The organism is Streptococcus sp. 20925_1_44 (assembly GCF_041432435.1).
GTDB lineage: Bacteria > Bacillota > Bacilli > Lactobacillales > Streptococcaceae > Streptococcus > Streptococcus infantis.
In genome coordinates this window covers 237,067-252,187 of record NZ_JAPVZQ010000002.1, presented here as the reverse complement: position 1 = coordinate 252,187, position 15,121 = coordinate 237,067, and the positions used below count along the sequence as shown (strand labels likewise).

14 protein-coding genes are annotated in these 15,121 nt (G+C 41.1%); 13 read left to right on the top strand and 1 reads right to left on the bottom strand.

All coding sequences use genetic code 11. The features are described 5' to 3' along the window. Positions 1 to 236 precede the first annotated feature (236 nt). The 12 genes from O3643_RS04055 (at position 237) to O3643_RS04000 (ending at position 7,902) form a co-directional block, all read left to right on the top strand. The gene (locus O3643_RS04055; protein ID WP_004251708.1) at positions 237 to 482 is read left to right on the top strand and encodes a YneF family protein; all 246 of its coding nucleotides are present in this window, start codon (positions 237 to 239) and stop codon (positions 480 to 482) included. 207 nt (positions 483 to 689) lie between these two features. After that, positions 690 to 1,484 (top strand): glutamate racemase, encoded by a 795-nt coding sequence (gene racE, locus O3643_RS04050; RefSeq protein ID WP_247912844.1) that lies wholly within the window; start codon positions 690 to 692, stop codon positions 1,482 to 1,484. Continuing rightward, positions 1,442 to 2,452: a nucleoside-triphosphate diphosphatase gene (locus O3643_RS04045; RefSeq protein WP_371500025.1), complete on the top strand. Its 1,011-nt coding sequence runs from the start codon at positions 1,442 to 1,444 to the stop codon at positions 2,450 to 2,452. Before racE ends, O3643_RS04045 begins: the two co-directional genes overlap by 43 nt. Continuing rightward, positions 2,428 to 2,949, top strand: coding sequence for a metallophosphoesterase (locus tag O3643_RS04040; RefSeq protein ID WP_371500023.1), 522 nt, complete (start codon positions 2,428 to 2,430; stop codon positions 2,947 to 2,949). Before O3643_RS04045 ends, O3643_RS04040 begins: the two co-directional genes overlap by 25 nt. Then, entirely contained in the window at positions 2,946 to 3,407 is a 462-nt protein-coding gene (gene cbpB, locus O3643_RS04035; protein WP_036751926.1) for a cyclic-di-AMP-binding protein CbpB, read from the top strand. Before O3643_RS04040 ends, cbpB begins: the two co-directional genes overlap by 4 nt. Continuing rightward, positions 3,404 to 4,138 carry a site-specific tyrosine recombinase XerD gene (gene xerD, locus O3643_RS04030; RefSeq protein WP_371500020.1) on the top strand — a complete coding sequence of 245 codons (735 nt, stop codon included), beginning with the start codon at positions 3,404 to 3,406 and terminating at the stop codon, positions 4,136 to 4,138. Before cbpB ends, xerD begins: the two co-directional genes overlap by 4 nt. Further along, complete coding sequence (locus O3643_RS04025; protein ID WP_371500018.1) at positions 4,138 to 4,872, top strand: segregation/condensation protein A; 735 nt, start codon at positions 4,138 to 4,140, stop codon at positions 4,870 to 4,872. The genes xerD and O3643_RS04025 overlap by 1 nt, the downstream gene beginning before the upstream one ends. Before the next feature lie 12 nt (positions 4,873 to 4,884). Continuing rightward, positions 4,885 to 5,454 (top strand): SMC-Scp complex subunit ScpB, encoded by a 570-nt coding sequence (gene scpB / locus O3643_RS04020; RefSeq protein WP_247912838.1) that lies wholly within the window; start codon positions 4,885 to 4,887, stop codon positions 5,452 to 5,454. Next, the gene (locus O3643_RS04015) at positions 5,441 to 6,166 is read left to right on the top strand and encodes a pseudouridine synthase (protein WP_371500016.1); all 726 of its coding nucleotides are present in this window, start codon (positions 5,441 to 5,443) and stop codon (positions 6,164 to 6,166) included. Before scpB ends, O3643_RS04015 begins: the two co-directional genes overlap by 14 nt. Beyond that, positions 6,166 to 6,402, top strand: coding sequence for a membrane protein insertion efficiency factor YidD (yidD, locus tag O3643_RS04010; protein WP_314945632.1), 237 nt, complete (start codon positions 6,166 to 6,168; stop codon positions 6,400 to 6,402). The genes O3643_RS04015 and yidD overlap by 1 nt, the downstream gene beginning before the upstream one ends. Before the next feature lie 114 nt (positions 6,403 to 6,516). Next, on the top strand, positions 6,517 to 7,581 hold the full coding sequence (gene pepA, locus O3643_RS04005; RefSeq protein ID WP_371500014.1) for a glutamyl aminopeptidase: 1,065 nt from the start codon (positions 6,517 to 6,519) through the stop codon (positions 7,579 to 7,581). Between the two features lie 24 nt (positions 7,582 to 7,605). Next, on the top strand, positions 7,606 to 7,902 hold the full coding sequence (locus tag O3643_RS04000) for a bacteriocin immunity protein (RefSeq protein ID WP_371500012.1): 297 nt from the start codon (positions 7,606 to 7,608) through the stop codon (positions 7,900 to 7,902). 29 nt (positions 7,903 to 7,931) lie between these two features. Here O3643_RS04000 and O3643_RS03995 read toward each other — a convergent pair whose 3' ends face one another. Beyond that, positions 7,932 to 9,563, bottom strand: coding sequence for a Na/Pi cotransporter family protein (locus tag O3643_RS03995; protein WP_004251733.1), 1,632 nt, complete (start codon positions 9,561 to 9,563; stop codon positions 7,932 to 7,934). A 298-nt stretch (positions 9,564 to 9,861) separates the two neighbouring features. Between O3643_RS03995 and O3643_RS03990 the strand changes: the two genes are divergently transcribed. Then, positions 9,862 to 14,898 carry a G5 domain-containing protein gene (locus O3643_RS03990; protein WP_371500009.1) on the top strand — a complete coding sequence of 1,679 codons (5,037 nt, stop codon included), beginning with the start codon at positions 9,862 to 9,864 and terminating at the stop codon, positions 14,896 to 14,898. The last annotated feature ends 223 nt before the right edge of the window (positions 14,899 to 15,121 follow it).

Sequence of the window (15,121 nt, the reverse complement as noted above, 5' to 3'; positions counted from 1 at the left end):
TTGTTTTGTATAATCTTAATATAGCAAATAAATAGATTCAATGCAAGGTTTTTTAGGAAAAACTGAATTATTTTACCAAATTTTAGTTCTTTTTTAATTTTATTGAATTAAAAAAGATTAGAGCTGAAAAAGAATCTGAGTAATGCCCTACCCTTTTGAAAGCGTAAATCAAACTAGTCAGGCGTGGGACTTTATGGTATAATATAGAAGATTCAAAAAGAAACAGGAGAAATATTATGGACCTTATTTTAGCAATTGTCTTGATTGTTTTAGCTTTTCTAGGTGGAGCTCTTGGAGGAATGTACTTGGTGCGCAAGCAAATTGAAAAAGAATTTGCTGATAACCCACGTTTGAATGCAGAAGCAGTTCGTACTCTGTTGAGTGCAAATGGTCAAAAGCCAAGCGAAGCTAAGGTACAACAAGTGTACCACCAAATCATTCGCCAACAAAAAGCAGCCCTTGCTAACAATAAAAAGAAATAAATAGGAAAAGTCTGGGATGAAAATTCCAGACTTCTCACTATGTTCAACTGATATTTAAGGATAAGACTTTTTCCTTGCATTCTATTGATATTTGATTATGATTAAGAGGGAGATAGTCTGGAGTTTACCAGTCTGTCAGAAATTTTAACGAGAAATGTAATGATAATGAACTATCAATCAGAAAAATAAGACTAGAAAGAAGACTGTATGGATAATCGACCAATTGGTTTTTTGGATTCGGGCGTTGGAGGCTTGACCGTTGTACGTGAGCTCATGCGCCAGCTTCCTCATGAAGAAATCGTCTATATTGGAGATTCGGCACGGGCACCTTACGGGCCTCGTCCTGCTGAGCAAATTCGTGAGTATACTTGGCAGTTGGTCAACTTTCTTTTGACTAAGGATGTCAAGATGATTGTCATCGCTTGTAATACTGCAACAGCAGTTGTTTGGGAAGAAATTAAATCCAAACTCGATATTCCTGTTCTTGGAGTGATTTTACCGGGTGCTTCAGCTGCTATCAAAGCAAGTCAGGGTGGGAGAATCGGTGTGATTGGAACACCGATGACAGTACAATCAGATATCTATCGTCAAAAAATTCATGACCTAGATCCAAATTTGCAAGTTGAAAGTTTGGCTTGCCCTAAGTTTGCTCCCTTGGTTGAGTCTGGTGCCCTTTCAACCAGTGTGACCAAGAAAGTAGTTTATGAAACCTTGCGTCCATTAGTGGGCAAGGTAGACAGCTTGATTTTGGGTTGTACCCACTACCCGCTCCTCAGACCCATTATCCAAAATGTGATGGGACCAGAGGTAAAACTGATTGATAGTGGAGCAGAGTGTGTACGGGATATCTCTGTCTTACTCAATTATTTTGAGATTAATCGTGGCCGCGATGCGGGGCCTCTACAACACCGTTTTTATACGACTGCAAATAGCCATAGTTTTGCTCAGATTGGAGCGGAATGGCTAGAAAAAGAGATTCATGTGGAGCATGTAACATTATGACAAACAAAATTTATGAATACAAGGATGACCAGGACTGGTATGTAGGTGTCTGGGACGTCTACGGTGGAATCTATAGCCTCATAAAAGATCCTCTTGATCTCGATTTTATGGATTTGGCTCGCATTTTCCGTGATGAGGAAAATGGTTTTCCAATCACGATTACGGTAATGCGCTGGTCTTCCAACTTTCGCTTGCTATCTTTTATCGTTGAGATATTAAATGCAGAAGCCGGTCGAAACTTGGAAGTCATTCAACGCCAAGGTGCCTTGCTATTAGTTGAAAATGGACAACTCTTGCATGTGGAATTACCTAAAGAAGGAGTAGATGTTGAAACCTTCTTTGAAACTAGCAAAGTCAGAGAAACCTTGTTGATAGCGACTCGTAATGAAGGGAAGACCAAGGAATTTCGTGCTATCTTTGACAAACTTGGATATGATGTGGAGAATCTCAATGATTACCCAGATCTGCCTGAAGTTGCCGAAACTGGTATGACCTTTGAAGAAAATGCTCGCCTTAAGGCTGAAACCATCTCCAAATTGACAGGCAAGATGGTTCTAGCAGATGATTCTGGTCTTAAAGTCGATGTCCTTGGTGGATTACCAGGCGTTTGGTCAGCTCGATTTGCAGGAGTGGGAGCCACTGACCAGGAAAACAATGCTAAACTCTTGCACGAATTAGCCATGGTCTTTGAACTCAAGGACCGTTCGGCACAATTCCACACCACTTTGGTTGTGGCTAGCCCAGGTAAGGAAAGCTTGGTGGTCGAAGCTGATTGGCCAGGCTACATTAATTTTGAACCTAAGGGTGAAAATGGTTTTGGCTATGACCCTCTTTTCCTAGTAGGAGAAACAGGCAAGTCATCAGCTGAATTAACTCTTGAAGAAAAAAATAGTCAATCCCACCGTGCCTTAGCCGTTAAGAAACTTTTGGAGGTATTTCCATCATGGCAAAGCAAACCATCATTGTAATGAGCGACTCCCATGGAGATAGCTTGATTGTCGAAGAAATACGTGATCGCTATCTTGGGAAAGTTGATGCCATTTTTCACGATGGTGACTCGGAGCTTCGCCCAGATTCACCACTCTGGGAAGGGATTCAGGTAGTTAGAGGAAACATGGATTTCTATTCAGATTATCCAGAACGCTTAGTGACTCAACTGGGTCCTACCAAGATTATCCAGACTCACGGACACTTATTTGACATTAACTTCAATTTCCAAAAACTAGATTTTTGGGCTCAAGAGGAAGATGCTGATATCTGTCTCTATGGTCACTTGCATGTACCAAATGCTTGGATGGAAGGGAAGACCTTCTTTCTAAATCCAGGTTCTATCAGCCAACCACGTGGAACCATCAGAGAATGTCTTTATGCTCGTGTAGAGATAGATGACAGCTATTTCAAAGTGGACTTTTTGACACGTGCTCATGAGGTTTATCCTGGCTTATCCAAGGAGTTTGCTCGATGATTGCCAAAGAATTTGAACTCTTTTTGCTGGAGCAAGAGGAAACCTTTTTGACTCCTGCTGAAAATTTGGCTGTACTCATTGATACTCACAATGCAGATCATGCAATTCTCCTCCTTAGCCAGATGACTTATACACGAGTTCCAGTAGTGACTGCTGAGAAAAAATTTGTTGGGACCATAGGGCTTAGAGATATTTTTGCATATCAAATGGAGCAGGATTTAAGTCAGGAAGTCATGGCGGATATGGATATTGTTCACATGACAAAGAAGGATGTCGCGGTAGTTAATCCAGACTATACATTGACGGATGTTTTACATAAGCTAGTGGATGAGTCTTTCCTGCCAGTCGTTGGTAAGGATGGCCTTTTCCAAGGAATTATCACGCGAAAGTCAATCCTCAAGGCTGTCAATGCCCTCCTGCATGATTTTAGTAAGGAATATGAGATTCGAAGCAAATGAGAGAATGGATTTCAGTATTTTTAGAAGAAAAGCAAAATCTATCTAGTAATTCTAAGCAGTCTTATAAGTATGATTTGGAGCAGTTTTTGGATTTTGTTGGAAAACAAATTTCAGAGACAAGTTTAAAAATCTACCAAGCTCAATTATCAAATTTTAAAATGAGTGCCCAAAAGCGGAAAGTTTCTGCTTGCAATCAATTTCTTTACTTCTTATATCAGAAAGGAAAGATTGGCACCTTTTACCGTTTGGAATTACCCAAACAGGCTGAGAAAAAACAAGTCAAGTCAGAGCTTTTAGACTTGAGTTCTTTCTGGCAAGAAAGTGTTTATCCAGAAGGACGCTTGCTAGCCTTGTTAATAGTAGAACTGGGGCTCTTGCCGAGTGAAATTCTAGCCTTAAAAACAGGTGATGTGAACCTGGATTTTCAAGTTTTGAGAGTCAATAAAGCTTCTCAACAAAGAATCTTGAGCCTTCCTACAAATTTACTTGCAGAGTTAGAACCCTTGATGGGACAGACCTACCTCTTTGAAAAAACTGGTAAGCCATACTCTCGTCAATGGGCTTTTCGTCAGTTAGAAGCCTTTCTAAAGGAAAAAGGCTTTGCAGATTTATCGGCTCAAGGATTGAGAGAACAGTTTATACTGAGACAAATTGAAGAGAAGGTTGACTTGTATGAAATCGCCAAAAAATTGGGATTAAAAACAGTCATGACCTTAGAAAAATATAGATAATGGATATTAAATTAAAAGATTTTGAAGGGCCTTTGGATTTGCTCTTACACTTGGTTTCAAAGTATCAGATGGATATCTATGATGTACCGATTACAGAAGTTATTGAGCAGTATCTAGCCTACATATCAACCTTACAAGCCATGCGTTTAGAAGTGGCAGGTGAATATATGCTGATGGCTAGCCAACTGATGCTGATTAAAAGTCGTAAGCTCTTGCCAAAGGTTGCGGAAGTGTCTGATTTAGAGGATGACCTAGAGCAGGATCTCCTTTCTCAGATTGAAGAATATCGTAAGTTTAAACTCTTGGGAGAGCAGTTGGAAGTCAAGCACCAAGAACGAGCCCAGTATTATTCTAAAGCACCGACAGAGTTGATTTACGAAGATGCAGAACTCGTGCATGATAAGACCACGATTGATCTTTTCTTAGCCTTTTCAACCTTACTGACCAAGAAAAAGGAAGAATTCTCGAAAAACCATACAACTATTTTACGGGATGAGTATAAGATTGAGGATATGATGGTCATCGTTCGGGAATCCTTGGTAGAAGGGCAACAACTATGCCTGCAGGATTTGTTTAAAGAAACCAAGGATTTACAAGAGGTCATTACACTTTTTTTAGCAACCTTAGAGTTGATTAAAACCCAAGAAATTCTCTTGATTCAAAAAGAGAGTTTTGGAGATATTTATCTCATAAAAAAGAATGAGGAAAATCAAGTAGAGCAAAGTCAGGCTTGATAGAGAGGACGTATGAGTACTTTAGCAAAAATAGAAGCGCTCCTGTTTGTGTCAGGTGAAGATGGGATTAGGGCTCGTCAGTTGGCAGAACTCTTATCGTTACCACCAACAGGAATTCAGCAAAGCTTAGAAAAATTAGCCAAAAAGTATGAAAAAGACCAGGATTCTAGTTTGGCCCTGATTGAGACAGGAGGGGCCTACAGATTGGTGACCAAGCCTCAATTTGCAGCTATTTTGAAGGAATATTCTAAGGCGCCAATCAACCAGAGTCTATCTAGGGCTGCGCTTGAAACCTTGTCCATTATTGCTTATAAGCAACCTATCACACGTATAGAAATCGACGCTATTCGTGGGGTTAATTCAAGCGGAGCTCTAGCTAAGTTACAGGCCTTCGATTTGATACGAGAAGATGGGAAAAAAGAAGTTCTTGGTCGCCCTAATCTCTATGTAACTACGGATTATTTTCTAGATTACATGGGTATTAACCATTTGGAAGAATTGCCTGTGATTGATGAGCTTGAAATTCAAGCACAAGAAAGCCAATTATTTGGTGAAAGGATAGAAGAAGATGAGAATCAATAAGTATATTGCCCACGCAGGAGTGGCCAGTAGGAGAAAAGCAGAGGAGTTGATCAAGCAAGGCTTGGTGACTGTTAACGGTCAGGTAGTACGTGAATTAGCGACAACCATTAAGTCTGGCGATAAGGTAGAAGTTGAAGGTCAACCAATCTACAACGAAGAAAAGGTTTACTATTTGCTCAATAAACCACGCGGAGTGATTTCTAGTGTGACAGATGATAAGGGACGTAAGACGGTTGTCGATCTTTTGCCTAATGTGAAAGAGCGTATCTATCCTGTAGGACGTTTGGACTGGGATACATCAGGTGTCTTGATTTTGACCAATGATGGTGACTTTACAGACGAGATGATTCACCCTCGAAATGAGATTGACAAGGTCTATGTGGCGCGTGTAAAAGGGATTGCTAACAAGGAAAACCTCCGCCCCTTAACTCGTGGTCTTGAGATTGATGGTAAGAAGACTAAGCCGGCCGTCTACGAAATTCTCAAAGTAGATCCTGTTAAAAACCGTTCTGTTGTACAATTGACCATCCATGAAGGACGTAACCACCAGGTTAAAAAGATGTTTGAAGCAGTTGGGCTTCAAGTGGATAAGTTGTCTCGGACACGTTTTGGACACTTAGACTTGATAGGTCTCCGTCCAGGAGAATCCCGTCGTCTTAACAAAAAAGAAATCAGCCAACTACACACCATGGCTGTAACAACTAATAAATAATGAAACGAATTTTAATTGCGCCTGTGCGCTTTTACCAACGCTTTATATCCCCTGCATTCCCCCCTTCTTGTAGATTTGAGCCTACTTGTTCAAACTACATGATTCAGGCTATTGAAAAACATGGATTTAAGGGGATTCTGATGGGATTGGCACGGATTTTACGATGTCATCCTTGGTCTGAAATAGGTAAAGATCCCGTACCAGATCACTTTTCTTTAAAGAGAAATTCAAAATAAAAAGAATCACAGTCGTGATTCTTTTTTGGTGCAGATAGATCTATAGATTGATGATTTTCACTACCCTTCTCCTATAAAAAGTGGTAAAATGGTTGAAAGAAAGAAGGGATAGAAATGACAACATTATTTTCTAAAATCAAAGAAGTAACAGAACTTTCTGCTATCTCAGGTCATGAAGCACCTGTACGCGCTTATCTTCGTGAGAAAATAACTCCTCACGTGGATGAAGTAGTGACTGATGGCCTAGGTGGTATTTTTGGTATCAAACACTCAGAAGCAGTCGATGCACCTCGTGTTTTGGTAGCATCTCACATGGATGAAGTTGGTTTTATGGTAAGTGAAATCAAACCAGATGGAACCTTCCGAGTAGTTGAAATCGGTGGTTGGAACCCGATGGTTGTCAGCAGCCAACGATTTAAACTCTTTACGCGCCAAGGACGTGAAATTCCAGTTATCTCAGGTTCAGTACCTCCACATTTGACTCGTGGAACAGGCGGACCAACCATGCCAGCTATTTCAGATATCGTCTTTGATGGTGGTTTTGCGGATAAGGCTGAGGCTGAAAGTTATGGTATCCGCCCAGGAGATACCATTGTTCCAGATAGTAGTGCAATCCTAACAGCTAACTCAAAAAATATCATCTCAAAAGCATGGGACAACCGCTACGGAGTTCTCATGGTTAGTGAGTTGGCAGAAAACTTGTCAGGCCAAAAACTAGGCAATGAACTTTATCTTGGGGCTAATGTCCAAGAAGAAGTCGGACTTCGTGGTGCCCATGCATCAACAACTAAATTTGATCCAGAAGTATTCCTTGCTGTGGATTGCTCGCCAGCTGGTGATGTTTATGGTGGTCAAGGTAAGATTGGTGATGGAACCTTAATTCGTTTCTACGATCCAGGTCACTTGCTTCTCCCAGGTATGAAGGATTTCCTTTTAACGACAGCTGAAGAAGCTGGAATCAAGTACCAATACTACTGTGGAAAAGGTGGAACTGACGCAGGTGCAGCTCATCTGAAAAATGGTGGTGTCCCATCAACAACAATCGGTGTTTGTGCCCGTTATATCCACTCTCACCAAACCCTTTATGCAATGGACGATTTCCTTGAAGCTCAAGCTTTCTTACAAGCCTTGGTTAAAAAATTGGATCGTTCTACAGTAGATTTAATCAAAAATTATTAAACAGAAAAGATGGAGGTAATAGGGATGGAAGAGCCAAACCTAGAAACCTTGATTCGGGATCTTTATAATAATGCCCGTCAAAACCTGAGTGAAGATTTAGTGCTTGCACTTGTAGAGACTGCTAAGCAATTGCCTAGCACCAATGAGCGCTTGCTTGCAGTCCGACTTTCAGGGCTAGTCACACTTGAACTACTCAAGAATCCTAAGACTCCAGCGCCAGAGTTAGTCAATCTGGCCCGCTTTATCAAAAAGGAAGAAGCGAGATACAGGGGTGCAGCCGCATCTTCCTTTATGATTGGAGAGCTATTTAAAATGCTTTGATTCGAAAGAATCAAAGCATTTTTTTCGTTTTAAATTTGTTCTGCCAAAACCTTTTCAGCAAGGTTCATAGCGTGGTCTGATACACGAGTGTAGTGTGAAATAATATCGATAAAGTTGACACCTGCTTGGGTAGAACATTCTCCGTTATTTAGACGTTTGATGTGAGTCTTACGAAGGACACGTTCCATGTTGTTGATGTCTTCGTGTCGCTCGATAAGAGCCTGAGCTTTCTCGAGGTCGTTGTTTTCCACACTCTCAAGAGCATCTTTGACGAAATCACTAGTTTTAAGATAAATCTCTGCTAGTTCTTCTAAGGCAGCCTCAGAGAATTGAACATTCTTGCGTTGCAAATAATCGTTAAGATTGAGCAGGGCTTCTGCGTGGTCTCCGATACGTTCCAAGTCTCGTGAAGAGTCAAGGATATTTGTTAAGACTTCACTCTCTTTTTGGCTCAAAGCTTCACCAGATAAACTAATGAGGTAACGAGTCAATTTTTCATCAATGGTATTGATAGCTTCTTCAGTCTTATGTCCCTTTTCTGCAACTTTTTCATTAGAATTGATGATATAGTCGTAAGAGAGGTCAAAGGCTTTCGCAGCATAATTACCCAAGTGTAGAAGTTCTTTTTTAGCATTTCCAAGAGCGATAGATGGAGCTTGTTTGATCAGTTGCTCATCAAGGTAAAGTGGCTCGTATTTGACAACTTCGTCTTCTCCAGGGATAAGTTTGGTTACCAAGAAGGCAAGAGCTCCGATGAATGGAAACTGAATGATTGTATTGGTAATGTTGAAGGTTCCGTGGGCGAAGGCAATGGTCATTTCTGGAGCTAGATTTAAGAAGCTCTCAAACCATTGGATTAAGCCTGTAAATGGAACGAGGAAGATAATACAGATAACAGTCCCGATAACGTTAAAGGCCACATGGGCTGCCGCCACACGTTTGGCTGCAATATTAGCACCCAAGGAAGCGATAATAGCAGTGATGGTTGTTCCAATGTTATCTCCAAAGAGCACTGGTAGGGCTCCTTGAAGGTCAATCAGATTGCTAGCGTATAGATTTTGTAGAATCCCGATGGTCGCTGAGGAGGCTTGAATCAGAAGGGTTAAACCTGTTCCGACAAGAACACCCAAGATTGGGTTTTTACTAAGTTCTACCATGTAGTCTTTAAAGACTTGTAAATCCTTAAGGGGTTCCATAGCGCCACTCATAAGATTGAGGGCAAAGAAGATACCACCGACACCAAAGACAATTCGTCCGATGTTATTGATGGTTCTATTTTTTGTGAAGAAGAGACAGACTGCTCCGAGAAAGAGCATAGGTAATGCGTAGTCTCCCAATTTAAAACCAATGATAAAGGATGTGACAGTTGTTCCAATATTGGCTCCCATAACAATCCCAATAGCCTGACGTAAAGTCAATAGTCCAGCACTAACCAGACCAACTGTAATAACCGTAACACCTGAACTCGATTGAATCAGGGCAGTCATCCCAATTCCAACTAAAATTCCAAAGAAAGGATTGCTAGTATATTTGTCAATGTAATATCGAAGACGATCTCCAGCTGCTTGTTGCAAACCGTCCCCCATGGTTTTGATACTATATAAGAATAGTCCCAGGCCACCTAAAAAGTGAAATGCAATTTCCTGCCAATTAATGGACATTTTATTTTCCCTCCGAAAACTAATCGCGGAATTTCTCCCATTCTATTTTAAAGGATTCTAAGCAATCTAACAAGTAGTAAACGTATTTTTTTAGAAAAATATCATGAAAATGTAAAAAAAGGTAATTGATTGTCTAATTTATATCATTTATTCACCCCTTTATAGATATTTTAGGATGACTGTTGACTCTACTTATAAATATCGTAAAATAAAGATGAACAGTTCTGCTATTTTAAGGGCAGTTACTTTTTTAAAATAAAAATAAAGCGCTTACTTTTTGGAAGTGAAAGGAGAAAAAATGAAGAATCCATTTTTTGAGAAACGTTGCCGCTATAGTATTCGAAAATTATCAGTGGGTGCCTGCTCTTTGATGATTGGTTCGGTTTTGTTTGCCAACCAAGCTCTAGCAGAAGAAGTTGCAATCCCAGCGAATGAAACAAGGACTACTGCTGTGGCTACAGAGCAAGCATCGCCTGCCCCATCAGAGCAACCAACTACAGCTTCACCGGAGGTATTAAAGCAGTTGGAAGAGACAGAAAACAAGGTTAGTGAACAACCTATTTCAGAAGAAAAACCAACCTTGGACCAATTGACTGCAGCTGATAAGGAAGTAGCTAGTCCGGTTGCTGAAGCGCCTAAGGCTGAAGAAACACCTGTAGCTACAGAAAAAAAGGCTGAAGAAGCACCTGTGGCTACAGAAAATAAGGCTGAAGAGAAAGCAACTGTCTCAGATGTTCCTAAGAAAGAAGAAAAAAGTCTTCGACCAAAAGAAATTAAATTTGACACTTGGGAAGATTTGTTGAAATGGGAACCGGGTGCCCGTGAAGACGACGCTATTAATCGTTCTTCAGTTGAATTGGCTAAACGTTACCGTGGGCATGTAGTCAACGAAAAAGCCAATAAGGATGCCAAGGTTGAAGCTCTTGCCAATACCAACTCTAAGGCTAAAGACCACGCTTCTGTAGGTGGTGAAGAGTTTAAAGCCTATGCTTTTGACTACTGGCAATACTTGAATTCAATGGTCTTCTGGGAAGGGCTCGTTCCAACTCCGGACGTGATTGATGCTGGTCACCGTAATGGTGTCCCTGTATTGGGTACACTCTTCTTCAACTGGTCTAATAGTATTGCAGACCAAGAAAAATTTGCCGAAGCCCTTAAACAAGATGAAGACGGAACTTTCCCTATCGCTCGTAAGTTGGTTGATTTGGCTAAATACTATGGATTTGATGGATATTTTATCAACCAAGAAACAACAGGAGATATCGTAACGCCTCTTGGTAAGAAAATGCGTGACTTCATGCTCTATACCAAGGAATATTCGGCTCAAGTCAATCATCCAGTGAAATATTCTTGGTATGATGCCATGACCTATGAATATGGTCGTTATCATGAAGATGGTTTGGGTGAATACAATTACCAATTCATGGAAAAAGAGGGAGACAAGGTTCCTGCGGATCACTTCTTTGCCAACTTTAACTGGACCAAAGAGAAAAATGACTACTCTGTAACTATGGCCAAATGGCTTGGACGTAGTCAGTACGATGTCTTTGCAGGTTTGGAATTGCAACAAGGTGGTTCTTACAAGACAAAAGTGAAATGGGATGCCCTTCTAGATGAAAATGGCAAGCTCCGCTTATCACTTGGACTCTTTGCTCCAGATACAATTACTAGTCTTGGTAAGACAGGCGAAGACTATCACAAGAATGAAAATATCTTCTTTACAGGTTACCAAGGAGATCCAACTGGTCAAAAACCAGATGACAAGGACTGGTACGGAATTGCCAACCTTGTAGCTGACCGCACACCAGCAGTAGGCCGTACCTTTACAACATCTTTTAACACAGGACATGGTAAAAAATGGTTTGTAGACGGCAAAGTTTCTAAGGATTCTGAATGGAACTATCGTTCTGTATCAGGTATCTTGCCTACATGGCGCTGGTGGCAAACGTCATCAGGTGCTAAACTTCAAGCTGACTATGACTTTGAAGATGCCTACAATGGTGGTAACTCACTCAAATTTGCGGGTGATTTAGCTGAAAATACAAATCAAGATATTCGCCTTTACTCTACAAAACTGGAAGTAACAGATAAAACAAAACTTCGTGTTGCTCATAAAGGTGGTAAGGGAAGCAAGGTCTATGTAGAGTTTGCGACTCAGAAAAACTATACTTATGGTGGAGAGAATGCTCGTAAAGAACTGACTCTATCTGACGATTGGACAAAAGATGAATTTGATTTGAGTGCCTTGGCAGGTCAGACCATTTACGGTATCAAGCTCACTTTTGAAAATACTGCTGCTCTTAAGGGCTATCAATTTAACTTGGGTGAGTTGACAGTAACAGATAATCAAGAGGCACCTCAAGCACCAACGGCTCTTAAAGTAGCTAAACAATCCCTTAAAAATGCCCAAGAAGCAGAAGCTATTGTCCAATTTACTGGAAATAAAGATGCTGACTTCTATGAAGTTTATGAGAAGGATGGCGATGCTTGGCGCCTATTGACAGGTTCATCTGCAACTACGATCTACCTACCAAAAGTTAGCCGTTCAGCTAGTGCAACTGGTACTAGTCAGGAGTTGAAGGTTGTCGCAGTTGGTAAGAATGGCCTTCGTTCTGAAGCAGCAACTACAAACTTTGAGTGGGGAATGACTGTCCAAGACACAAGTCTTCCAAGACCATTAGCAGAAAATATCGTTCCAGGAGCGACTGTTATCGGAAGTACCTTCCCAGACACAGAAGGTGGCGAAGGTATCGAAGGTATGTTGAATGGAACTATCACTAGTCTATCTGACAAATGGTCTTCTGCTCAGTTGAGTGGTAGCGTTGATATTCGTTTGACCCAACCACGCCGTGTCGTTAGATGGGTCATGGATCATGCTGGTGCTGGTGGAGAATCTGTTAACGATGGTTTGATGAACACTAAAGATTTCGACCTCTACTACAAGGATGAAGCTGGGGAGTGGAAACTAGCTAAGGCTGTTCGTGGCAATAGAGCCCATGTTTCAGATATTACCCTTGATAGCCCAATTACAGCGCAAGACTGGCGTTTGCACGTCATCACGTCTGACAATGGAACACCATGGAAAGCCATCCGTATCTACAACTGGAAGATGTATGAAACTCTTGATACGGAGAGCCAAAACATTCCAATGGCTAAAGTTGCAGCGCGTGTTCTGACAGACAATAAGATTCAACTTGGATTCTCAGAAGTTCCTGCTGGAGCAACCATTACAGTCTATGACAAGGCAGATTCACAAACTCCAATCGCTACCTTAAATACGGTAGTTGGAGGAGATTTGGCAACAGAACCATTGAGCTTTGAAAAACGTCCAAGCCTTCTTTACTATCGTACACAATTGCCAGGTAAAGAAATCAGTAATACTCTTGCTGTAACTATTCCTCAGGATGATAGAAAGATTAAGGCTATCAGTCTAGAAGCAACACCTAAAAAGACGACTTACCAAGATGGCGAGGAATTGAATCTCAAAGGTGGTCTTCTCCGTGTCAAATATGAGGGAGAAGAAGCAGATGAAGTCATCAACCTCAGTCATGCAGGTGTAGTTGTTAACGGCTATGATGCTCACCATCATGGTGAACAAGAGTTAACAGTAACCTATCTTGGTCTTCCAGTTGTAGGAAGCTTCAAGGTTCAAGTGACTGGTGAAGAAGCTGGTCCAAAAGAAGTCGCAGCCTTGTATATTAGCAAGCAACCGAAAATTGATTACTTTGTAGGCGATGCTCTTGACTTATCAGAGGGACGCTTCAAGGTCTTGTATGATGATGAAACTGAGACAGAACATAGCTTTACGGACCAAGGAGTCGAAATTACAGGCTATGATTCTCAAAAGACAGGCCGTCAAAAACTTGAGTTGCACTATCAAGGACAAACTGTCGAATTTGATGTTCTAGTATCACCTAAGGCAGCCATTAACGACGAATATCTGAAACAAGAAATCACATCTGCTCAAGGACGCAAAGAAACATTAGCTTATACATTTGCGGATGCAGCAAAACAAGCAGCTCTTGTTGAGAAGCTTGATGCAGCAAAAGCCATCTTAGAAAACCACGATGCTAGTCAAGAAGCGGTCAACCAAGCCCTGAACGATTTAAAACAAGCAGGTGCAGACTTGGATGGAAATCAACGTTATCAAACTGCTAGAGAAGAATTGGAAAGCTTGCTTGAATCCGTTCTTGAAAAAGATCCTCAATCTGAGTTGATTGCGCAAGCTGAGGCTTTATTATCTTCACAAACGCCAACTCCAGCAGCATTTGCGGACATGAAAGAAAAGCTGAATAAGAAACTAGCTCCTGCAGAAGAAAGCCACCATGTAGGTAGCTTAGAAGAAGGGGAATCTGCTCCAACAGTTGAAACTCTACCTGAGCTAGTGGTTGAAACAGAAACTCAAGCCTTCGAACGCCAAGAACGTCCGTCAGGAGACCTATTGGCGGGTGAACGTAGAATCGTTCAGGCAGGTGTAGAAGGTCAAACTCGTCGTCTGATTGAAGTGGATGCTAAAGGCAACCGCACTCTTCTTGAGACAGAAGTAGTCAAGGAAGCAGTGGCTGAGATTACTGAAGTTGGTACCAAGGTAGAAAGCCGTGTTCAACCGCTAGACGGCGTCAAAGATTTGACTATCAGCAATCCAACATTGGTGATTGAAGAAGAAAAAGTTGCATACGACCATGAAGAACGAGTAAATCTTAGCCTTCATGCAGGAGAGCGTCGTATCGTTCAGGCAGGTGTAGAAGGCCAAACTCGTCGTCTGATTGAAGTTGATACCAAAGGCAACCGCACTCTTCTTGAGACAGAAGTAGTCAAGGAAGCAGTGGCTGAGATTACTGAAGTTGGTACCAAGGTGGAAAGTCGTGTTCAACCGCTAGACGGCGTCAAAGATTTGACTATCAGCAATCCAGCATTAGTGGTTGAAGAAGAAAAGCTTGCATACGGCCATGAAGAACGAGTAAATCCTAGTCTTAAAGCAGGAGAACGTCGCTTGGTTCAAGCAGGAGTTGAAGGACTTCGTCGAAATCTTGTAGAAGTTGACACTGAAGGCAACCGCAGTCTTAAGGGAACAGAACTTATCAAAGAAACTGTAACTGAGATTGTTGAGATTGGGCCAAAAGTGGATGTCCAAGATGACAAACCTCTTGCACCTGCTCCAGTAGCACAAGCAGCTAAGCAGGAACCAGCAAAAGTAGAAGCACAAGCTGAAAAACCTGAAGGAAAACAACTCCCAAGTACAGGTGAAGGAACAGATGCAAATCTTCTGGCTCTTGGATTGGTTGGAGTCCTAGGTGGCTTTGGACTTCTAGCGCAAAAGAAAAAAGAAGATTAAGCTAGAATTTTGATCTAAAATTGACTTCATACAATAAAAAAGATTTGACTTTTAAGAGTCAAATCTTTTTTGCATAGTAGATGAGGAAAAAATTGTGGTGTATACTGTCATAGCTTCAAAGGTTATCCTTATTTAATCTTGTGAAATGATTGGAGGAAAAGTTTAAGGTTTTGCTATCTCTTTTATTGATTTTGTGATATAATTAACACGTAAAAAAAAAGAA